Below are 19,761 nucleotides of genomic sequence, written 5' to 3' on the forward strand. Positions count from 1 at the left end.
AGAGGGACACTTGATCAGACGGGCGAGACAGATCGAGCAATGGGCACTGCGCATCCTGTGCGCGGCGACGTTGGTTTTTGTCGCATTCGCCCATCAGGCTCCCGTCGCCGATGAGTCCGGTCCGACCGAACTCGCGCAATATGTACTGCCCGATGGAACGCTGCCGTCGCTTTGCGTCACCGTCAGCGATAAATCCGATCAAGGCCAGCACGACAAAACCCATTCGCATGGTTGCGAGGCCTGCCGGATCGGCGCCTCGACCCTGCTGCCGGCGCCGATGGATGTCGCCGGTGCTCCGATACCCTTTGCGGTCGCGGTCGAACTGCCGATCCGGGCCGAAAGCTTCCCTCGCCGGCTTTTCCCGCCCAATACCGGTCCCCGCGCTCCGCCTTCCGATCCGATCCTCGCCTGAACCTCGTGTTGCGGCAGGCGCCGTGACGCCTTTCAACGCCGGCCGAACTGCTTCCCGCAGCCGGCCGCGGATACGGATCCATCCTCATGTCGACTATCACTGCCGCCGGACCGGCGGAGGACGCCGCCAGCGGCGTTTCGCTCTACCGCGCCATCTGGCGCTGGCATTTCTTTGCCGGGCTTCTCGTCATACCCTTCATGCTCAATCTGGCCGTGACCGGATCGCTCTATCTTTTCAAGGACGAGATCAACAACAGCTTCTTCGGCTACCGTTATACCGTCCAGCCCTCCGGCCAGGCGCTGCCGGCCGAGCGGATCGCGGAAATCGCCACCGCCGCGGTGCCGAGCTCGGCGGCGACCTCCTACAAGGAGCCGGCCGGACCTGAGCGATCGGCCATCGTCACCGTCGCCAGCGATGCCGGCACGACGCTGGTCTTCGTCGACCCTTATGCCGGCAAGGTGCTCGATGTGGTCGGATCGACCGATGAGTTCAATTATGTCGTCAAGCGCATCCACAGCCTGGCCTATTTCGGCGGTATAGCGAACCGGCTGATTGAGATCACCGGCGGCTTTGCCATGGTGCTCGTCGTCACCGGCATCTATCTCTGGTGGCCGCGCCGCCAGACGGGCGGTGTCGTCAGCGTGCGGGGAACATCGGGCCGCCGGGTTTTCTGGCGTGACCTGCATGCGGTGACGGGCGCCTTCGCCGGGGTGCTGATCTTCTTCCTGGCGATAACAGGCATGCCATGGTCGGGCTATTGGGGCGCAAACGCCAATGCCTGGCTGACCGAACACGGCCTCGGCTATCCCGTCCAGCTCTGGGACGACGTGCCGAAATCGCAGAAGGTGACCGAGGACATCCTGCCGAAGAGCGGCTGGATCGTCGAAAAGGCGCCGGTTCCGCTTTCCGATATCGCCGCAGCACAATCGGCCAAGCCGATCGGTCTCGACAAGGCCGTGGAGATCGCCAGGCGGCTGGGCATGGCGCCGGGCTTCGACGTGGTCATTCCCTCCGACGAGACGGGCGTCTATACCGCCTCGCTCTATCCCGACGATCTGGCCAACGAACGCACCATCCATATCGACCAGTATTCCGGCAAACCGCTGGTCGATATCGGCTTCAATCAGTATCCGTTGCTCGGCAAGGCGATCGAGTGGGGCATCAATGCCCACCAGGGACAGGAATGGCGGCGTTTCAACCAGTTGCTGATGCTCGCAACCTGCCTGGCCATCGTGCTCAGCTGCGTGAGTGCCGTCATCATGTGGTGGAAACGGCGCCCGGCCGGCCGGCTCGGCGTGCCACCCATGCCGCCAAAACGCGCGGTCTATTACGGCCTGTGGCTGATTACCGCCATCTTCGCCGTCGCCTTCCCGATGAGCGGGCTCGCCATTGTCGCCATGATCGCCTTCGACCAGATCGTCGTGCGCTTCGTGCCCGTGTTGAAACGCGTTGTCGCTTAAGGGAGACCATTCGATGAGGATGATCATTGCCCTTCTAGCCTGCATGCTTTTCGCATCCATGGCAGCTGCGGACGACGATCCGCAGCAGGCGATCCCGGCAAGGCTGAAGCTGATGTTCGAAAGGCTTGATAAGCCATTGGACATCGCCCCGGTCGTCGTCCAGGCCGATTGGGCGATCGCCGGCTGGCGCCAAGCTGGGCGCGGCGGACGCGTCTTGCTGCAAAAGACGCATCATGGCTGGAGCATCTATCTCAGTAGCGGCGACAGCCTGAAGGATGCGGGGACGCTGGAGAAAATCGGCCTCCCGGCAAGTGACGCGGCCGGACTGGCTGCGAAGCTGAAAGAGGCCGAGACAAGCCTTGATCCCTCCGCGCTGGCACTGTTCTCAAGCTTCGAGGGCACGGTCATGATGATTAACGCGGCGTCAAACGGGGCGGGTGGCCATGAGGGCCACGCCCAATAACACTATGTTCTAGCGCTTGAGCCGCGCTTCGATTTCCCGGTCAAGGGCGAATTTCAGCTCGTCCTTGACGCCGACCGACATGGCCAGCACCTCGCGGGCCTTGAGGAAATCCATGACGCCGGTGCGGCCGACGGCCGGGCGCAGGAAGATGTGCGGCTGGCAGAGCTTCAGCTTCAGCGTGATCGCCGTCTGCATCATCAGCTGGCCGGAGCCGAAGATGCTCTCCATGCGGTTCGGAATATGGGTGCCGTCGCCTTCCGGCGCGCCGACGACATCGATGCCGATGACGATATCGGCAAGATCCATCAGCGGTTCATAGGGCACGGGATTGCTGATACCACCGTCGATCATCACCCGGCCGCGCAGGCGCACCGGCATGAAGACGGCGGGAATGGCGGAAGACGCGGCGAGTGCCGGAAACAGCTCACCTTCTTCGATGATGACTTCGTTCTGCCCGTAATAATCCGTGGTGATGACCTTCATCGGCACCAGCAAATCCTCGAAGCGGGCCGGCAACTCGGCCGGCAGAAAGGCTTTCAGGATCCGCTCCAGATTGAACTGGCCGATGCGGATGCCCTTGGCCACCGCATCGCGCACCGTCGCCGGCCGCAGGCCCCAGATGCGTGCAACGACCGCCGTCTTGTTGCCGACGGTCGTCAGCGCATGTTCGCGGATTTCGGCTCCCGACATGCCGGCGGCCATGCCGGCCCCCATGATCGCGCCCATCGACGAACCCGATATCGCCACCGGGCGGATGCCGAGTTCGTCGAGCGTCTCGATGATATGGATGTGGGCAAGTCCGCGCGCGCCACCGCCGCCGAAAGCGACGGCGACCGTTGGAAGATCGCTGATCGCAGGCAGTTTCGGACTGATGATCTCTGCCTGCTGCACGCCCCGCCCCCGCTTATTGCGGCTGATACCGGAAGAAATGTACCCTCGTATCGCCAAAGATGCGGTTTTCGAGGAAAACATAGGAAGGATGCACGGATACGACAATATCGGCGCGTTCCTCGAGCACCGCGATCGCGCCGGGCCTGAGCCAGCCGCCGCCGGCCGCCGCCGCCATCGCCTTTTCGCCGAGGCCTTTGCCATAGGGCGGGTCGGCAAACAGCATGTCGAAAGCTTCGAGATTGCCGACGCTGCCGAGATCGGTCGCATCGCGGCGCAGGATGCGCGTGCGGCCGTGCAGGCCGAGCGCATCGATGTTTTCCCAGAGCAGCGCCCTGCCCTCGACGCTGTTTTCGACGAAGAGCGCGTGACGACAGCCGCGTGAAACGGCTTCGAGACCGACCGCGCCGGTTCCGGCAAAAAGGTCAAGGATCCGGGTGCCATCGACGCATTCCGGATAGGCATGGCTCAATATATTGAACAGGCTCTCGCGCGTCCGGTCGGCAGTCGGCCGGATCTCGTTGGATTTTGGCACGGCGAGAGGCCGCCCGCGAAATTCACCGCCGACGATCCGCACCGCGCGTCATTCCCTTTCCTTTTCCACTACCTCTGGACGGCCCGCCCGCGGGCCTGTCGCCGCCCGGTCTGTCGCCGCCTGATTTGGCGTCCTTCGGCTTACCGGAAAAATTCTTGGCCGCGCCCGGCTTGGCGCCAAAGCCCTTGCCGCGCGGCTTATCGCCCGAAGACCGGCCGCCCGCAGATTTGTCGCCGAAGGATTTCTCGCCACGCGGACGCTCGGAGCGGCCTTCGCCGGCAAAACTTCTGGCTGCGCGCGGACGTTCATCACCGTCCTCGCGCGGCCTGCGTTCACCCCGCGGCTTATCGCCGAAGGGGCGGTCGCCACGCGAAGGACGATCCCCGAAAGGCCGGTCACCGCGCGGACGCTCCGAACGGGCCTCACCGGTGGAGGATCTGGCGGCACGAGGACGTTCGTCACCATCGCCACGCGGTTTGCGATCCCCGCGCGGCTTGTCGCCGAAGGGCCGGTCGCCACGCGAGGGACGATCACCGAAAGGCCGATCGCCGCGCGGACGCTCGGGGCGGCCTTCACCGGCAGAGCTTCTGCTACGCGGACGTTCGTCACCCCCTTCACGGGGCCTGCGGTCGCCGCGGGCCGGGCGGTCGCCAAAACCGCGCTCTTCACGGCCCGGACGATCCCCGAACGGACGCTTGCGGCCGCGGGCTTCGCCTTCATCCTTGCGATTGAGCTGCTCGCTCGAGCGGATCCATTCGCCGTCCTCTTCGCGCACCCGATTGATCTGTGTGCGCGGGCGATCCTCGATATGTTGGGAACCGCTGCTTTTTGCCGGCACCTGCTCGCCGCGCCGGCGCGCGGTCTGCTCATTCTTGGCAGCTTTCGCCGCAGCTTTTTCGCCGAGCGGCCGGGCGCCCGGCGCCATCCAGACATTGGCGCTGCGGCGCTGGCCGAGCGGCTGGGGACGTTTCGGCTTGTCGTCGTCGAAGCGGCCGCCATCGCGGCGGTCGTCATCTCTACGCCCGCCACCGCGGCGATCGTCGCGCTTGGTGTCGAGGCGGCTCAGCGCCCGTTCGCGCTTGTCCTCGTCGCGGCGCGGACGCTGCTCGCGCCTTTCCGGTACTGGGGCTTCAGCCCCTTCCTCGGCGGCAACCGCCGGCGCGTTATAGATCGGCGCATCGAAATTCGCCTTGGCTTCCTCGATCAGGCGCGGGCCGAGCTGGTCGCGAAGCGTGCGGCCGCGCACTTCGATGACATGGCCTTCCGGTAAGTCGCCGAGCTGGAACGGGCCGTAGGAGATGCGGATCAGACGATTGACGTCAAGGCCGAGCGCGCCCATCACGTTCTTGATTTCGCGGTTCTTGCCTTCGCGAAGACCCATGGTGATCCAGACGTTCGAGCCCTGCGTGCGGTCGAGCGTCGCCTCGATCGAACCGTAGAGCACGCCGTCGACGGCAATGCCGTCCTTCAGCTTGTCGAGAGCGTCCTGATCGATGTCGCCATGGGCGCGGACACGGTAGCGGCGCAGCCAGCCGGTCGCCGGCAGCTCGAGCGCACGGGCAAGACCGCCGTCATTGGTCAGCAGCAGCAGGCCTTCGGTGTTGATATCGAGACGGCCGATCGACATGACGCGCGGCAGTTCTTCCGGCAGGTTGTCGAAGACGGTCGCGCGGCCTTCCGGATCGGCATTGGTGGTCACCAGCCCGGCCGGCTTATGATAGAGCCACAGCCTGGTGCGCTCGATGCCGCGGATCGGCACGCCGTCGACCTCGATGCGATCGGCCAGCGTGACGTTGACGACAGGGGTGTCGAGAACCGCGCCGTTCAGCGTCACGCGGCCTTCCATGATCATGCGCTCGATGTCGCGGCGGGAGGCGACGCCGGCGCGCGCCATCACCTTGGAAATGCGTTCGGCCTTGGCCTCGCCTTCGGTCTCGGCCGCGATCGCAGCCTTTGCCGGCTTCGTGCCGCCCGACTTCGCGCCGGCCTTCGGCCCGCTGTCGCGTGAAAAGGGCTTTGCGCCCGGGCGTTTTGGCTTGTCTTTGGGTGTCATTTGTTGTTTGCCTGCCTTTTGGGCCTGTCTATCAGGTCACGCATCTGCGGTTAAGTGGAAATTCTTGCGATCGTGAAGACAAATCGTTTCATGGAGATGGCGCTCGAAGAGGCACGCGCCGCCGGAGACCGCGGCGAGGTGCCGATCGGCGCCGTCGTCGTCATCGACGATATTGCCGTTTCGCGCTCGGGAAACCGCACGCGCGAGCTTAATGACGTGACCGCACATGCCGAAATCGCCGCGATCCGGCTGGCCTGCGAAGCTCTCGGCCAGGAGCGTCTTGTCGGCGCCGATCTTTATGTGACACTCGAGCCTTGCACCATGTGCGCGGCAGCCATCTCGTTTGCGCGTATCCGCAGGCTCTATTACGGCGCCGAGGACCCGAAAGGCGGCGGCGTCGACAATGGCGTGCGATTTTATGCGCAACCGACCTGCCACCACGCACCGGAAGTCTATTCCGGCTTCAACGAGGTGCAATCGGCCGATATATTGCGAACATTCTTCTCGCAAAAGAGAGAGGCGCCGTAGTCTCTACAGCGCCTCGCGTCTATTCAGGCAGATAAGGAGACTATTGCAGGAAGTTCCACCACTGCTTGCCGCTGTTGGCGATCGCCGCATCCTTCTTGCGCTTCTTCTGCTTCTTGAGTTCGGGCTCGCCGACATCATCGAGCTTTGCCGGGTCGTCGACGGTGCGGTAGCCGGGCGGCGGATCGGAAATATAGCGGCGCTGATCGACATAGGAGCCCTTCTGCAGGGCGCGGGCTTCGCGATAGGCCTTGGTCTGGGCTTCGGTCGTACGCCGGCCGCCCTCGATGGCGGAGCTTGCCAGCGGCGAGCGGTAATTCGGATTGTCGGAGTTGGCGTCGGCTTCCCCGACCAGGCGGGCGCGGGTTTCCTCCGGCGATTCAATCCACTGCGGATTGTCCTTGTTGGCGACGGTCGGCTGTGGCGCAACGAGGGTTTCCCTCTGCGCCTGGGCCGGCAGCACCAGCGTCGGGCGCGGCGTGTATTTGACGCCCTTGTTCTTCGGGTCCGGCCCGGTCAGCGACACGGACTGGCCGAGATCGTCGGTCAATTGCTCCATGGCGGTCTTGTCGGTGCCGTAGGTCGGGCTGCTGGCGCAGCTGGAGACCAGGGAGCATCCCGCCATGACAACAGACAGGCAGGCGCCCATACGGAACCAATGCGTTGCGAACATGAAAACCCTTCCAGCCACCGGTGCAATCGTTGCCCTACCGGACAACCGTCCCCCTGACGCAAAAATCCGGCCATTTTCAGGCAGCTTTTACCGGATGAACCGCGAAAACGCAATTCACCCGGCAATATTCTTCACGCGAGCCGGGCAAGCTCGCGAAGCGCGGCAGCGTCACGGGCCGAGACATCGGGATATTCCGGATCGGAACCGACATCCCTGGTGATGCGCCAGGAGCGGGCGCATTTTTGGCCCTCCGCCAGCTTCGGCACGACGCTGACCAGAGGCACCTCGGCAAGGCGGAAAGCCTCCGCCGGGCCATCGCCGGCCGCAATCTCGATTGCCGAGGTGATGCAGACTTCGGTGAAGTCCTGGCCTTCCAGCGCCTTCATCAGTTCCGGATCGGCGATGTGGACGACGGGAGCGGCTTCCAGCGAAGAGCCGATGCGCTTGTCCTTGCGCTCGATTTCCAGGGCGCCTGTGACAACCGAGCGGACAGCGCGGATCTTCTTCCACTTCTCGGCCAGGGCATCGTTGCGCCATTCCTTGGCAACAGGGGCAAACTGCTCCAGATGCACGGAAACGGCGGACGGGTTGCGCGACAGCCAGGCCTCCTCGGTGGTGAAGGGCAGCATCGGGGCAAGCCAGGTCACCATGCAATCGAAGATCTGGCGGATGACATGCAGGCTGGCGCGCCGGCGCAGGCTCGACGGCGCGTCGCAATAGAGTGCGTCCTTGCGGACATCGAAATAGAAGGCCGAAAGCTCGACATTGGCGAAATCGATCAGCGCACGGGCGATCTTCTTGAAATCGAAGGCATCGTAATTCTCGCGCACCAGCTCGTCGAGTTCGGCAAGCCGGTGCAGCATCAGCTGCTCCAGTTCCGGCAGATCGGCAAAAGCGATCTCCTCGCCCTTGTCGTGGGCAAGTGTGCCCAGCATCCAGCGGATGGTGTTGCGTAGCTTGCGATAGGCGTCGACATTGGTCTGGATGATCGTCTTGCCGACGCGCAGGTCGTCGGCATAGTCGGAGGTCATCACCCACAGACGCAGGATGTCAGCGCCGGCATCCTTCATTACTTCCTGCGGCGCGGTGACGTTGCCCTTCGACTTCGACATCTTCTCGCCCTTCTCGTCCATGGTGAAGCCATGGGTGAGGACGGCGTTGTAAGGCGCGCGGCCGCGGGTGGCTGCCGATTCCAACAGCGACGAATGGAACCAGCCGCGATGCTGGTCCGAGCCTTCGAGATAGAGATCGGCCGGCCACTTCAGGTCCGGACGGTCCTCCAGCGTGAAGGTGTGCGTCGAGCCGGAGTCGAACCACACGTCGAGGATATCCATGACCTGCTTCCAGCGGGAATGGTCATGGTCGTTGCCGAGGAAGCGCTCCTTGGCGCCATCGGCAAACCAGGCGTCGGCGCCCTCCTGTTCGAAGGCTTCGAGGATACGGGTGTTGACGGCTTCATCGACCAGGACCTCGCCCTCATCGTCGGCAAAGACGGCGATCGGCACGCCCCATGCTCTCTGACGGGACAGAACCCAGTCCGGGCGGCCCTCGATCATGGCGCGCAAGCGGTTCTGGCCGGCGGCGGGCACGAAGCGGGTGTCGTCGATCGCACCCAGCGCGCGCGAACGCAGCGTCGTGCCGTCGGCAAGCGTCTTGTCCATATAGACGAACCATTGCGGCGTGTTGCGGAAGATCACCGGCTTCTTCGAGCGCCAGGAATGCGGATACTGGTGCTTCAGCCGGCCGCGGGCAAAGAGCGCGTTGCGTTCGATCAGCGCCTTGATGACGCGGTCGTTGGCATCGCCCTTCTTGCCGTTGTCGTCGATGACGCGGGCGCCTTCGAAGCCGGGGGCGTCCGATGTGTAGAAGCCGCCGTCGTCGACCGGGAACGGGATCTTGGTGTCGATGCCGCGGGCCTCAAGCGTGCGGACAGCCGACATCCAGGCATCAAAGTCTTCGCGGCCGTGGCTGGGCGCCGTGTGCACGAAACCGGTGCCCGCATCGTCGGTGACGTGATCGCCATCGAGCAATGGCACTGGGAATTCATAGCCGCCGTCCAGACCCTTGAAGGGATGCGCACAGGCCATCGCTGCGAAGTCGGCCGCGGAGACATCGCTCAGGCGCTTGTACTGCAGCTTGGACTTGGCAAAGGACTCCTCAGCCAGTTTATCGGCAAAGATCAGCTTTTCGCCCGGACGCGGACCAAAATCGTTCTCGGCGGCCGTCACCTCATAGAGGCCGTAGGAAACACGCGCGGAAAAGGAGACCGCGCGGTTGCCGGGGATCGTCCAGGGCGTCGTCGTCCAGATGACCACGAACGCATCCTTGAGCGCAGCCGGACCTTCGACGACGGGGAATTTCACCCAGATCGTGTCGCTCTCATAGTCCTGGTATTCGACCTCGGCCTCGGCCAGCGCCGTGCGCTCGACGACCGACCACATGATCGGCTTGGAGCCGCGATAAAGCTGACCGCTTGCGGCGATCTTCAAGAGTTCGCCGGCGATGCGCGAACTCCGCGTGGAAGTTCATCGTCGTATAGGGATTGTCGAAGTCGCCCTCGATGCCGAGACGCTTGAACTCTTCTGCCTGGACCTTGATCCAGCCGGCGGCGAATTCACGGCATTCCCGGCGGAATTCGTTGACCGGGACCTCGTCCTTGTTCTTGCCCTTTTCGCGGTACTTTTCCTCGATCTTCCATTCGATCGGCAGGCCGTGGCAATCCCAGCCGGGCACGTAATTGGCGTCGTAGCCGCGCATCTGGAACGAGCGGTTGATGACGTCCTTGAGGATCTTGTTCAGCGCGTGGCCGATGTGGATGTTGCCGTTGGCGTAGGGCGGGCCATCGTGCAGCACGAATTTTTCGCGGCCGGCGGCAGAGGCGCGCAGTTTCTTGTAGAGACCCATCTCCTGCCAGCGCTTGACCAGCTCCGGCTCCTTCTGCGGCAGGCCGGCACGCATCGGGAAATCGGTTTCGGGCAAATAGAGGGTCTTCGAATAGTCGATCTTTTCGGCTGTGTCGGTCATATCGGGACAATCGTTTCTGGCGGCCCAGGAAGGGGCGCAACGGCGTGAAAAAGCTGGTGACGGAAGCGCTCATATCCAAGCGCCAAAAACCCGGACCTCCCGGCCGCTTAGCGCGCGCGGAAGGCCGGGCCGATAATTCGCATCATCATTGCCAGCCGATATTTTGTCATCGCGCCGGTTCATAGGCGTTTTTGCCGGGAAAAGGAAGAGGCCGGCTGCCACAACGGAAGCAATTGAAGATGGCGCCAAATGCGCATATATATTGGGGCAAGTGGCATAAAGGTCATTCAGGGCAATGCTTGGTTTTCTTCAGACACCAGAATCGATGACTATACGCGAGCGCCTCGAGATCGCTTCGCACGGCTCCGTCCAGGTTTATGACGGAGCAATGGCATTGAAATTGACAGAACTCGGCTTTTCCGTGGAGGAAATATATCGTTTCGTCGCACCGCGCCGAACTCTGGCGAGACGCAATGCGAACGGCGAGCCGCTGACGGTCGAGGAAAACGACGGCGCCTTACGCATCGTGCGGATCGCGGACATGGCTAAGCGCATTTTCGGCGACAGAGCCGTTGCGTTCGATTGGCTGCGCAAGCCCAATCGCGGCATGGACGGCATCGCGCCGATCGATCTGCTGGAATCGGAAACCGGCGCCCGCCTCGTCGAGCAGGCCCTGCACCAGATCGACCACGGGATTTACGTCTAGGCCATGATCTTATGGCGTATCTCGAATTATGCCGATCTTTCCGGACGCGGCGGGCTGCTTGCACCGGGACGATGGCATCATCAGGGAATTCCCGTCGTCTATTGCTGTGATCACCCGTCGACTGCGCTCCTCGAAATTCTGGTACAGGTCGACCTGCATCAAATTCCGAGAGATTTTCAGCTCCTGAAAATCCGTTGCCCGGATAACATCGAAGTCTTCGATATCGGGATCGATCCTGCTGCGATCAACCAGACCAGCCTGACGCGCGACCGTGGCAACAAATTACTGGAAGACAATGAATTCTGTCTCCTGCGCGTCCCATCGGCAATCATGCCAGAGGCCGCGAATATTCTTATCAATCCGCGTCATCCGGACGCGTCGCGCCTGACGATCGAAAAAACGATCCGCTATCCTTTCGACAGCCGGCTATTGCGCTGAGGAAAAGCAGAGTTTCTGATCAAGCGCGCCGAGCGGCTTGACACCTGCAAGCAGCGCCCTCGCCTCTTCCTCATCGCGCTTAATCTGGGCGACCAGCGGATCGAGGCCGTCGAATTTTAGCTCGGGGCGGAGATAGCCGAAGAAGGAGACGGAGCAGAGCTCACCGTAGAGATCGCCGCTGAAATCGAAAAGATAGGTTTCGAGCAGCGGCGCGCCGTTCTCCGTCACCGTCGGGCGGCGGCCGTAGCTCGCGACGGCGTCGTGCAGCGTGCCGTCCTGGCGGCGGAAGCGGACGGCGTAAATGCCGGCAGCAAGTTCAACCTCCGGCGGCAGGCGCATGTTGGCAGTGGGAAAACCGAGCTGGCGGCCGAGCTTTTCGCCGTCGATCACCTCGGCCTCAACCGTATAACGATAGCCCAGCATGCCGGCGACTTCGCTGACGCTGCCTTCTTTCAGCAGCGCGCGGATATGGCTCGACGAGACGACATCGGCATTTTCGTCGCGGAAGGCATCGATCAGGGTGACGCCGAAGCCATAGGTCTGGCCGGCATTCATCAGGAAGGCCGGACCGCCCTCGCGGCCGCGGCCGAAATGGAAATCGAAACCGGTGACGACCTCAGAGGCGCCGAGCCAATCCTTGAGGATCGAATGGATGAAATCATCGGCCGAGCGCTGCGAGAACTCGTAGTCGAAGGGGTATTCGATCACCGCGTTGAAGCCCAGCGTTTCCAGGATGCGGGCCTTCAGCGGCGCAGGCGTGAGGCGAAAGACCGGGGTCTCGGGCCGGAAGACCGTGCGCGGATGCGGCTCGAACGTCAGCACCAAAGCCGGGATGCCGCGCGCCTTGGAGATTTCGAGTGCGCGGTTGAGCACCGACTGGTGGCCGCGGTGCACGCCGTCGAAATTACCGATGGCAATGACGCCGCCCTTGAGATGGGCGGGCAAGGGTTCCCGGGTTTCATTGCGGTGGAAGACGGTCATCGGCTGGCTTCTCTTTATGCAAGGCGTGTCTTCATGCAAGGCGGGGCATCCACCACTTCGGCGCGGCGTTTTCCCGATCGAGATAGGCGTTGAGGATCGCCTCGTCGGTCTCGCCGTTCAAGGTGTATTCCCGGGCGTGGATACCGCCGCTGATGTAGAGAAGGTCGAGGCCATAATTCAAGGCGCCGCGCACATCGGTCGGCATGCCGTCGCCGATTGCCAGCACGCGCTCGACGGGGAAATCGCCGCGAAGCTCGCGGGCAGCGGCCAGCGTCGCCTCATAGATCGGCCGGTGCGGTTTTCCGGCGATGCGAGTGCTGCCGCCAAGCTGCTCGTAATAGGCGGCCATGGCGCCGGCGCAGGGGATGATGCGATGGCCGCGCTCGACGACGAGGTCGGGATTGGCGCAGATCATCGGCACCTCGCGGGATTTGAACTCCAGAAGCATGTCGGTGTAATCCTCCGGCTTCTGGGTCTCATCGTCGAAAAAGCCGGTGCAGACGAGCGATTGCGCTTCTTCAGCCGGCCGGCGCTCGACATCGAGGCCGTCGAGCAGCGGGCTGTCACGCTCGGGGCCGAGCAGAAAGACCGTCTTCGGCCCTTCGGCGATCAGCCGGCGCGTGACGTCGCCAGAGGTGACGATCCGGTCATAGGCGCCGTCGGGAACGCCGATCTGGCGCAGTTGCTCGACCACCTGCCAGGAAAGGCGCGGCGAATTGGTGATGAGGACGACGGCGACGCCGCTGGCGCGGGCCGCTTCAAGAGCTGCGGCCGCCTTCGGAAACGGATCGACGCCATTGTGAACGACGCCCCAGACATCGCAGAGCACCACGTCATAGTGAGCTGTGATTTCCGAGAAGTTTTCTATCCGCCTGGCCATTCCGATTTCCCGATTTGCTTCAGTCACCGGTGACATTGCAAAGGCGCAAGGCGATGGCAAGGAATTTTCTTTGCCGTTCGCCCAGCATGCCGGTTTCGGCGGCAATCTCCGCAATTCTCCGGCCTCTTCACAATTCCGGCACAAAAATTCGTGATTGCTCTCATTGACTCCTCTCGGAGCCATCCCTAAATGCTCGTCGCTAGCACTCACTGCAAGGGAGTGCTAACATCTATCCATGTGGGCCGCTCCGGCCCGCGAATGTCATTCGATCGAGGGATTAGACAATGGCAAGCACCAACTTCCGCCCCCTTCACGACCGCGTCGTTGTTCGCCGCGTTGAGTCCGAAGCCAAGACCAAGGGTGGCATCATCATTCCCGATACCGCCAAGGAAAAGCCGCAGGAAGGCGAAATCGTCGCCGTCGGTTCCGGCGCTCGTGACGAGTCCGGCAAGGTCGTCGCACTCGACGTCAAGGCTGGCGACCGCATCCTGTTCGGCAAGTGGTCCGGCACCGAAGTCAAGATCGACGGCGAAGACCTTCTGATCATGAAGGAAGCCGACATTATGGGCATCATCGGCTGATCAGCCGCTGGCCTTTCCGACGTAGCCGACGGGTCCCAAAACCCGGACACTCGAATTGAGGAGTTTCAATCATGGCATCTAAAGAAATCAAGTTTGGTCGTACCGCGCGCGAAAAGATGCTGCGTGGCGTCGACATTCTCGCCGATGCAGTCAAGGTAACGCTCGGCCCGAAGGGCCGTAACGTCATCATCGACAAGTCCTTCGGCGCTCCGCGCATCACCAAGGACGGCGTTTCCGTCGCCAAGGAAATCGAACTCGAAGACAAGTTCGAAAACATGGGCGCCCAGATGGTCCGCGAAGTTGCTTCGAAGACCAACGACATCGCCGGCGACGGCACCACGACTGCAACCGTTCTTGCCCAGGCGATCGTTCGCGAAGGCAACAAGGCCGTTGCAGCCGGCATGAACCCGATGGACCTGAAGCGCGGTATCGACCTCGCTGTGGCCGACGTCGTGAAGGATCTCCAGGCCAAGGCCAAGAAGATCTCCACCTCTGAAGAAGTTGCACAGGTCGGCACGATCTCGGCAAACGGCGACAAGCAGGTCGGTCTCGACATTGCTGAAGCCATGCAGAAGGTCGGCAACGAAGGCGTCATCACAGTTGAAGAAGCCAAGACCGCCGAAACCGAACTCGAAGTCGTCGAAGGCATGCAGTTCGACCGCGGCTACCTCAGCCCCTACTTCGTGACCAACCCGGAAAAGATGATCGCCGACCTCGAAGACGTCTTCATTCTCCTTCACGAGAAGAAGCTCTCGAACCTGCAGTCGATGCTTCCGGTTCTCGAAGCTGTCGTCCAGACCGGCAAGCCGCTCCTGATCATCGCTGAAGACGTCGAAGGCGAAGCTCTTGCTACGCTCGTCGTCAACAAGCTGCGCGGCGGTCTCAAGATCGCTGCCGTCAAGGCTCCTGGCTTCGGCGACCGCCGCAAGGCCATGCTCGAAGACATCGCCATCCTGACCGGCGGCACCGTGATCTCCGAAGACCTCGGCATCAAGCTCGAGAGCGTCACGCTCGACATGCTCGGCCGTGCGAAGAAGGTTTCGATCTCCAAGGAAAACACCACGATCGTCGACGGTTCGGGCGCCAAGTCCGACATCGAAGGCCGTGTTGCCCAGATCAAGGCCCAGATCGAAGAAACCACCTCCGACTACGACCGCGAGAAGCTGCAGGAACGCCTTGCCAAGCTCGCTGGCGGCGTTGCCGTCATCCGCGTCGGCGGCTCGACTGAAGTCGAAGTGAAGGAAAAGAAGGACCGCATCGACGACGCCCTCAACGCGACGCGCGCTGCCGTTCAGGAAGGCATCGTCCCCGGCGGCGGTATCGCACTCCTGCGCTCCTCCACGAAGATCACCGTCAAGGGTGCAAACGACGACCAGGAAGCCGGCATCAACATCGTTCGCCGCGCCCTGCAGTCGCTGGTTCGCCAGATCGCTGAAAACGCAGGCGACGAAGCCTCGATCGTTGTCGGCAAGGTCTTGGACAAGAATGAAGACAACTACGGCTACAACGCCCAGACGTCCGAATTCGGCGACATGATCTCCATGGGTATCGTCGACCCGCTCAAGGTCGTTCGCACCGCGCTGCAGAACGCTGCTTCTGTCGCATCGCTGCTGATCACCACCGAAGCCATGATCGCCGAACTGCCGAAGAAGGATGCCCCTGCCGGCATGCCTGGCGGCATGGGCGGAATGGGCGGAATGGACATGATGTGATAGGCGAAAGCCTGCACTGATCACCATTCCGGCATCCGGAATAGGAAGGGCGGCCCTCGGGTCGCCCTTTTCTTTTGCGCTCAAAGCGATTCGGTCCGTTGCGCGCAATTTTATGGCGCGTTGCCGGCTCCTGCCCCGGAAACTTGCGCGAAACTTGCGTTGGCGCGTTTTTTCAGGCCGCCGGCCTCGGCGCGGGAATGCGGTGTTGGGGCGCCATTTCTGACCTCATATCGAGTGGAATGGTATCCAAATCGCGCGAAATTGATGTGTCGGCGCGGCTTTCCCGCTGGATAAGGCGAGAGTGGCGGCATCCCAGGGGAAAATGCCGATCCGAACACCCCTTAAAAAGCCGTTGCCGTTTGTTCAAAAGCTCCTATAAATCCGCGCTGCAATTGAAGTGCGCCTACCAAACGGGCGCGAGAGAGGATCCTTGACGTTCCGCCGGCCCGAGGGCCGCGGCAACAATCGCCGGTAAAAGCACGGGCATCATGCCTGCTGCTGCGTGATCCTGTTTTTGTGTTTACCGAGCGTGCGGCGGAGGAGCTGCATCCGAACGGGGGAACGCCTTGTTTAAGATCGCCAAAGCCAATGCAGCCGTACCTTTGACACCCGGCTCGCTGGAGCACCACAATCAAAATGACGAGATGGTGGCTCAGTTTTCGATTTCCGAGGCCTGGACCGGAGATTTGTCGAGCGGCATGCTCCGCCTCGGCGAATGGAGCGCGATGCTGCACGGCCTCTCCGCACGAGACTGCGGGCTATTGAGCCTGATCCGCTGCTATGACAGCAAGGACCGCGGCCACATCCTGGAGCTATTCGAGCAGGCGGCGACGCTCTGCTCCTCCTTCTGTTTTTCGACGACGATCATCATGCCGAACGGCTTGCGCCAGCCGCTCTTCTGCATGGGCGAGTCGAACGGGCTCGAGGAAAAATACAGCGGCAGCATGGTCGGCGTCTTTATTTTTCCGCGCTTCAAGCTCGAAGGCGCAAGGCAGATCACAAGTCCGCGATAAGACCACCCATGCAGAGCAAAAAGGCCGTCTCCGAGTTCCCCGGGGACGATCTTTGTGTTTTCCGGCAGTCCCTACTCCGGCTTGACCGGAATGTTGAGCCCCTTCTCGCTGGCCGGACGGGCGATGCAGCGCTGCAGCCAGTCCATCACGGCGGGGAAATTCGCATAGTCGAGAACCTCGCGGCCGCCGTAGAAGATATCGGCGCCGCGAACCCAGGTGAAGGTGGTGATGTCGGCGATCGTATACTGATTGCCCATGATCCACTGCCGACCCTTCAGGCGGCCTTCGAGCACGCCGAGCAGCCGCTTGGATTCGTCGCGATAGCGCTCCACCGGATAGGAATTGTTGGCGACCTTGTCGGCGGCGAATTTGTAGAAATGCCCGAACTGGCCGAACATCGGGCCGATACCGGCCATCTGGAAAAACACCCACTGGATGCATTCATAGCGGCCGGCAGCATCCTCGGGGATGAGCTTGCCCGTCTTTTCCGCGAGATAAAGCAGGATGGCGCCGGATTCGAAAAGGCCGATCGGTTTACCATCAGGCCCGTTCGGATCGATGATCGCCGGAATGCGGCCGTTCGGGTTGAGGGATTCGAATTCCGGCGACTTCTGCTCGTTGGCGGCGAAGGAAATATAATGCGGCTCATAGGCGAGCCCGAACTCTTCGAGGGCGACCGATACTTTCACCCCATTTGGGGTTTGCAGGGAATAGAGCTGGATGATGTCGGAATTTTTCGCCGGCCAGCGCTTCGTGATCGGAAATGCGGACAGATCTGCCATCGGATTCTCCTTGTTGGGCGCCGACCATAAGAGACCGGGTGCGGCAAAGGCAAGCGGCCGTCCGCAGGAGATCGTTCCACATTATTGAACGAACTGTCCGCGTCTGTTTATCTATCCATAACGGAGGAAAAGAGCGACATAGGACGCATCCGAGGTCCACACGGTGCCGGGGCACCAAGATCTCCAGAGCCATTCAAACGGAGACTGCATCCATGTCGAACGCCATTATCCTGATTGCCCGCATCCTTCTGTCTTTCATGTTCGTCCTTTCCGGCTTCATGAAGCTAACCGATCCTGCCGGTACTGCGGGCATGATCGCAGGTGCCGGCCTGCCGGCCGCAACCCTGTTGGCCTATGTCGCAGGCCTTTTTGAACTGCTCGCCGGCCTTGCGGTTCTCACAGGCTTCCAGGTCCGCATTGCCGGCTGGCTGCTGGCGGGCTTCTGTGTCTTCACGGCGGTTGCCTTCCATCTGCCCTACGCAAGTGGCGCGGATCTCGTGAATATTCTCAACCAGATCATGGTCATGAAGAACATCACGCTTGCCGGCGCGTACATATTGCTCGCCACCGTCGGTGCCGGTGCCTATTCGATTGACGCCCGCCGCGGCGCCTATGCGACTGCCTGATCCAGCAGACATCCTCCCAGACATGAGAGAACCCGCCGTCATTGAATTGACGGCGGGTTTTCTTATGCATTGATGGCTAGATCAGAGGGCGGCGCGCACCGCGTCGATAATCGCCTGCACGACGGGTTCATCGGCATGGCTTTCCTTGCGGGCGCGCACAAGGCAGGCCTGCGAATGCAGGATAACGCCGTCCTGGAGCACCTTCAGATGGTTGGCGCGTAGGGTCGAGCCGGTGGAGGTGATGTCGACGATGATATCGGCCGAGCCTGAGGCGGGAGCGCCCTCGGTGGCGCCGAGGCTTTCGACGATGCGATAGAGCTGGATGCCGTGCTGGCTTGAAAAGAACTGCTGGGTCAGGCGCCAGTATTTGGTGGCGATGGCCAGGCGCCTGGAGTGGCGGGCACGAAAATCGGCAGCGACATCGCCGAGATCGGCCATGGTCTCGACATCCAGCCAGATCTCCGGCACGGCGACGACGACGTCGGCATGGCCGAAGCCGAGGCGGGCGCAGAATTCGACGCGCTTATCCACTTCGGAAAAACCTTCCCGCATCAGATCCTCGCCGGTGACGCCGAAATCGACAGTGCCGTTGCCGAGTTCACGGGAGATTTCGGAGGCAGAGAGGAAGGCAACCTCGACATCGTCCCAGCCTTCAACGCGGCCGCGATAGGAGCGGTCGTTGCCGACAGCCGTGATCGGCATGCCGGCCCGCTCGAAGATCGCCGAAGCGTCGTCCTTCATCCGGCCCTTGGAGGGAAGCGCGATGGTGATGGTCATACGGCTGCCCTTTCGGTTTCGATGCGGTCGAGCCAGAAGGAGAAGCCGACAGCCGGAATGCGGTCCGTCGCACCGAGGAAAGTCAGGAGCCTATCGTAGCGGCCGCCGCCGGCCAGAACCGCGCTCGATCCCTCAGCCGTCACCTCGAAGACGAGACCGGTATAATAATCGAGCGGTCGTCCGAAGGCGGCGCGGTAGTCGAGACAGGAAAGATCGACGCCGGCATCGGCAAGGGCGCCGACACGACCGTTGAAGCGGGAAAGCGCATTGCCAAGTTTCAGGCCGGCAGCATCGGCAAAACCGGCCAGTGCTGCGGACGCATTGACGAGCGGTACGTCGAGCGACAGGAACTCTTCCAGCACATGGAAGGCTGCATCGTCGAGGCGCGTTTCGGAGAGGATGAGCTTTTCCTTGAGCCGCCGGGCGATCTCCAGCGGCGAGCGACCGGCATTGGTCGAATAGCCCGTCGCCTGCATTTCCTGCTCGAGATGGGCGACCAGCGCCTGCTCGTCGCCTGACGCAACAAGCTTGGCGATATCGTCGTCGAGGCCGGTGACGAATTGCGGGCTGACGAGACCGGCCAGCAACGCTTCCAGCTGCGTCATGTTGCCGAAGGCGTGGATCAGCCGCTTCTGCCAGCCGAGCGGCAGGCCGAGCGCCTGGACAACGGCCTCGAAGACCGCCTGGTCGCCCAGCGTCACCGACAGGCGCCGGCCCGGCAGCAGACGGGCGAGAATGCCGGTGGCATCGCCGATGGCGCGGGCATCGGCGCTCGGTATGTTGATATCGCCGAGATCCTCGATGCCGGCCTGATAGAACTCATTGGCGCCATCGCGGCGCTGGCGAAAGACCTCCCCGAGATAGGCGTAACGCTTCGGCGTGCCGGTCGCCGTCTCGATGTGGCGCAGACAGACGGGAATGGTGAATTCGGGGCGCAGGCAGAGGCTGGCGCCGGTTTCACTCTCCGTCATGAAGATGCGGCGACGCAGATCCTCGCCGGCGATATCGAGGAAAGGTTCGGCCGGCTGAATGACAGGCGTATCGATGCGCTCGGCCTTGCGGGCGTCGAATTCGGAAAGCAGGTCGTTGGCAAATTCGGGGAGGTTGATCAGGGGCATGGTGTCGCTCCCGGGAAAAGTCCCCTCCCCAACCCCTGCCCACAAGGGGGAGGGATTATCCCGTGGCGACCGTCGAAACAAATCGAAAGAACCGTCGAGGAAGCAGACGTTGAG

General features: G+C 62.2%; 19 protein-coding genes and 1 pseudogene. 10 read left to right on the plus strand and 10 right to left on the minus strand.

Annotation, left to right across the window (positions count from 1 at the left end; translation table 11 throughout):
• The first annotated feature begins 10 nt into the window (after positions 1-10).
• The 3 genes from MF410_RS14615 (at position 11) to MF410_RS14625 (ending at position 2,335) form a co-directional block, all read left to right on the plus strand.
• Positions 11-412 (plus strand): hypothetical protein, encoded by a 402-nt coding sequence (locus MF410_RS14615; RefSeq protein ID WP_097624006.1) that lies wholly within the window; start codon positions 11-13, stop codon positions 410-412.
• An 86-nt stretch (positions 413-498) separates the two neighbouring features.
• Positions 499-1,872 (plus strand): PepSY domain-containing protein, encoded by a 1,374-nt coding sequence (locus MF410_RS14620; RefSeq protein WP_097624005.1) that lies wholly within the window; start codon positions 499-501, stop codon positions 1,870-1,872.
• Positions 1,873-1,885: 13 nt separating this feature from the next.
• Positions 1,886-2,335, plus strand: a complete 450-nt coding sequence (locus tag MF410_RS14625; RefSeq protein ID WP_097624004.1) for a copper uptake system-associated protein — start codon at positions 1,886-1,888, stop codon at positions 2,333-2,335.
• Positions 2,336-2,344: 9 nt separating this feature from the next.
• Here the strand turns inward: MF410_RS14625 and MF410_RS14630 are convergent, their stop codons facing one another.
• Genes MF410_RS14630 through MF410_RS14640 form a run of 3 tightly spaced genes read right to left on the minus strand, consistent with a single transcriptional unit; the run spans position 2,345 to position 5,811 of the window.
• On the minus strand, positions 2,345-3,226 hold the full coding sequence (locus MF410_RS14630; RefSeq protein WP_097624003.1) for a patatin-like phospholipase family protein: 882 nt from the start codon (positions 3,224-3,226) through the stop codon (positions 2,345-2,347).
• 13 nt (positions 3,227-3,239) lie between these two features.
• Positions 3,240-3,800, minus strand: a complete 561-nt coding sequence (gene rsmD, locus MF410_RS14635; protein WP_097624002.1) for a 16S rRNA (guanine(966)-N(2))-methyltransferase RsmD — start codon at positions 3,798-3,800, stop codon at positions 3,240-3,242.
• The gene (locus tag MF410_RS14640) at positions 3,781-5,811 is read right to left on the minus strand and encodes a pseudouridine synthase (RefSeq protein ID WP_239619829.1); all 2,031 of its coding nucleotides are present in this window, start codon (positions 5,809-5,811) and stop codon (positions 3,781-3,783) included. The genes rsmD and MF410_RS14640 overlap by 20 nt, the downstream gene beginning before the upstream one ends.
• A gap of 90 nt (positions 5,812-5,901) precedes the next feature.
• Here MF410_RS14640 and MF410_RS14645 point away from each other — a divergent pair, with 90 nt between their 5' ends.
• Complete coding sequence (locus tag MF410_RS14645; protein ID WP_097624000.1) at positions 5,902-6,339, plus strand: nucleoside deaminase; 438 nt, start codon at positions 5,902-5,904, stop codon at positions 6,337-6,339.
• Positions 6,340-6,379: 40 nt separating this feature from the next.
• On the opposite strand, the gene MF410_RS14650 is transcribed toward MF410_RS14645, so the two are convergent.
• Both MF410_RS14650 and ileS read right to left on the minus strand, forming a co-directional pair.
• On the minus strand, positions 6,380-7,009 hold the full coding sequence (locus MF410_RS14650; protein ID WP_097623999.1) for a hypothetical protein: 630 nt from the start codon (positions 7,007-7,009) through the stop codon (positions 6,380-6,382).
• A 131-nt stretch (positions 7,010-7,140) separates the two neighbouring features.
• Positions 7,141-10,033: pseudogene (gene ileS, locus MF410_RS14660) on the minus strand (isoleucine--tRNA ligase).
• Between the two features lie 325 nt (positions 10,034-10,358).
• On the opposite strand from ileS, the gene MF410_RS14665 reads away from it, so the two are divergent.
• Together MF410_RS14665 and MF410_RS14670 are read left to right on the plus strand one after the other, a co-directional pair.
• On the plus strand, positions 10,359-10,739 hold the full coding sequence (locus MF410_RS14665; protein WP_239619830.1) for an antitoxin Xre/MbcA/ParS toxin-binding domain-containing protein: 381 nt from the start codon (positions 10,359-10,361) through the stop codon (positions 10,737-10,739).
• Between the two features lie 3 nt (positions 10,740-10,742).
• Positions 10,743-11,177 (plus strand): RES family NAD+ phosphorylase, encoded by a 435-nt coding sequence (locus tag MF410_RS14670; RefSeq protein WP_097623996.1) that lies wholly within the window; start codon positions 10,743-10,745, stop codon positions 11,175-11,177.
• Here the strand turns inward: MF410_RS14670 and MF410_RS14675 are convergent.
• Complete coding sequence (locus MF410_RS14675) at positions 11,166-12,158, minus strand: bifunctional riboflavin kinase/FAD synthetase (protein WP_097623995.1); 993 nt, start codon at positions 12,156-12,158, stop codon at positions 11,166-11,168. The genes MF410_RS14670 and MF410_RS14675 overlap by 12 nt on opposite strands.
• A 31-nt stretch (positions 12,159-12,189) precedes the next feature.
• Positions 12,190-13,038, minus strand: a complete 849-nt coding sequence (locus MF410_RS14680) for a TIGR01459 family HAD-type hydrolase (RefSeq protein ID WP_097623994.1) — start codon at positions 13,036-13,038, stop codon at positions 12,190-12,192.
• A gap of 284 nt (positions 13,039-13,322) precedes the next feature.
• On the opposite strand from MF410_RS14680, the gene groES reads away from it, so the two are divergent.
• The 3 genes from groES to MF410_RS14695 all read left to right on the plus strand — a co-directional run bounded on the left by groES (position 13,323) and on the right by MF410_RS14695 (position 16,344).
• Positions 13,323-13,619: a co-chaperone GroES gene (groES, locus tag MF410_RS14685; RefSeq protein ID WP_003545797.1), complete on the plus strand. Its 297-nt coding sequence runs from the start codon at positions 13,323-13,325 to the stop codon at positions 13,617-13,619.
• A 71-nt stretch (positions 13,620-13,690) separates the two neighbouring features.
• The gene (gene groL, locus MF410_RS14690; protein ID WP_097623993.1) at positions 13,691-15,331 is read left to right on the plus strand and encodes a chaperonin GroEL; all 1,641 of its coding nucleotides are present in this window, start codon (positions 13,691-13,693) and stop codon (positions 15,329-15,331) included.
• A gap of 566 nt (positions 15,332-15,897) precedes the next feature.
• Positions 15,898-16,344 carry a hypothetical protein gene (locus MF410_RS14695; protein ID WP_097623992.1) on the plus strand — a complete coding sequence of 149 codons (447 nt, stop codon included), beginning with the start codon at positions 15,898-15,900 and terminating at the stop codon, positions 16,342-16,344.
• Between the two features lie 71 nt (positions 16,345-16,415).
• Here MF410_RS14695 and MF410_RS14700 read toward each other — a convergent pair whose 3' ends face one another.
• Entirely contained in the window at positions 16,416-17,126 is a 711-nt protein-coding gene (locus tag MF410_RS14700) for a glutathione binding-like protein (protein ID WP_097623991.1), read from the minus strand.
• 212 nt (positions 17,127-17,338) lie between these two features.
• Between MF410_RS14700 and MF410_RS14705 the strand changes: the two genes are divergently transcribed.
• Entirely contained in the window at positions 17,339-17,752 is a 414-nt protein-coding gene (locus MF410_RS14705; protein WP_097623990.1) for a DoxX family protein, read from the plus strand.
• Between the two features lie 81 nt (positions 17,753-17,833).
• Here the strand turns inward: MF410_RS14705 and hisG are convergent, their stop codons facing one another.
• Entirely contained in the window at positions 17,834-18,529 is a 696-nt protein-coding gene (hisG, locus tag MF410_RS14710; RefSeq protein ID WP_097623989.1) for an ATP phosphoribosyltransferase, read from the minus strand.
• Entirely contained in the window at positions 18,526-19,647 is a 1,122-nt protein-coding gene (locus MF410_RS14715; protein ID WP_097623988.1) for an ATP phosphoribosyltransferase regulatory subunit, read from the minus strand. Before MF410_RS14715 ends, hisG begins: the two co-directional genes overlap by 4 nt.
• Positions 19,648-19,761: the final 114 nt, after the last annotated feature.

It is taken from the genome of Rhizobium sp. C104 (genome assembly GCF_022354505.1).
GTDB lineage: Bacteria > Pseudomonadota > Alphaproteobacteria > Rhizobiales > Rhizobiaceae > Rhizobium > Rhizobium redzepovicii.

Excerpts from the sequence above, each read along its gene's own strand:
- MF410_RS14620 (WP_097624005.1), top strand. The coding sequence starts at position 499 with ATGTCGACTATCACTGCCGCCGGACCGGCGGAGGACGCCGCCAGCGGC.
- MF410_RS14625 (WP_097624004.1), top strand. The coding sequence starts at position 1,886 with ATGAGGATGATCATTGCCCTTCTAGCCTGCATGCTTTTCGCATCCATG.
- MF410_RS14640 (WP_239619829.1), bottom strand. The coding sequence starts at position 5,811 with ATGACACCCAAAGACAAGCCAAAACGCCCGGGCGCAAAGCCCTTTTCA.
- MF410_RS14645 (WP_097624000.1), top strand. The coding sequence starts at position 5,902 with ATGGAGATGGCGCTCGAAGAGGCACGCGCCGCCGGAGACCGCGGCGAG.
- MF410_RS14650 (WP_097623999.1), bottom strand. The coding sequence starts at position 7,009 with ATGTTCGCAACGCATTGGTTCCGTATGGGCGCCTGCCTGTCTGTTGTC.
- MF410_RS14665 (WP_239619830.1), top strand. The coding sequence starts at position 10,359 with ATGACTATACGCGAGCGCCTCGAGATCGCTTCGCACGGCTCCGTCCAG.
- MF410_RS14670 (WP_097623996.1), top strand. The coding sequence starts at position 10,743 with ATGATCTTATGGCGTATCTCGAATTATGCCGATCTTTCCGGACGCGGC.
- MF410_RS14675 (WP_097623995.1), bottom strand. The coding sequence starts at position 12,158 with ATGACCGTCTTCCACCGCAATGAAACCCGGGAACCCTTGCCCGCCCAT.
- MF410_RS14680 (WP_097623994.1), bottom strand. The coding sequence starts at position 13,038 with ATGGCCAGGCGGATAGAAAACTTCTCGGAAATCACAGCTCACTATGAC.
- groES (WP_003545797.1), top strand. The coding sequence starts at position 13,323 with ATGGCAAGCACCAACTTCCGCCCCCTTCACGACCGCGTCGTTGTTCGC.
- groL (WP_097623993.1), top strand. The coding sequence starts at position 13,691 with ATGGCATCTAAAGAAATCAAGTTTGGTCGTACCGCGCGCGAAAAGATG.
- MF410_RS14700 (WP_097623991.1), bottom strand. The coding sequence starts at position 17,126 with ATGGCAGATCTGTCCGCATTTCCGATCACGAAGCGCTGGCCGGCGAAA.
- MF410_RS14705 (WP_097623990.1), top strand. The coding sequence starts at position 17,339 with ATGTCGAACGCCATTATCCTGATTGCCCGCATCCTTCTGTCTTTCATG.
- hisG (WP_097623989.1), bottom strand. The coding sequence starts at position 18,529 with ATGACCATCACCATCGCGCTTCCCTCCAAGGGCCGGATGAAGGACGAC.
- MF410_RS14715 (WP_097623988.1), bottom strand. The coding sequence starts at position 19,647 with ATGCCCCTGATCAACCTCCCCGAATTTGCCAACGACCTGCTTTCCGAA.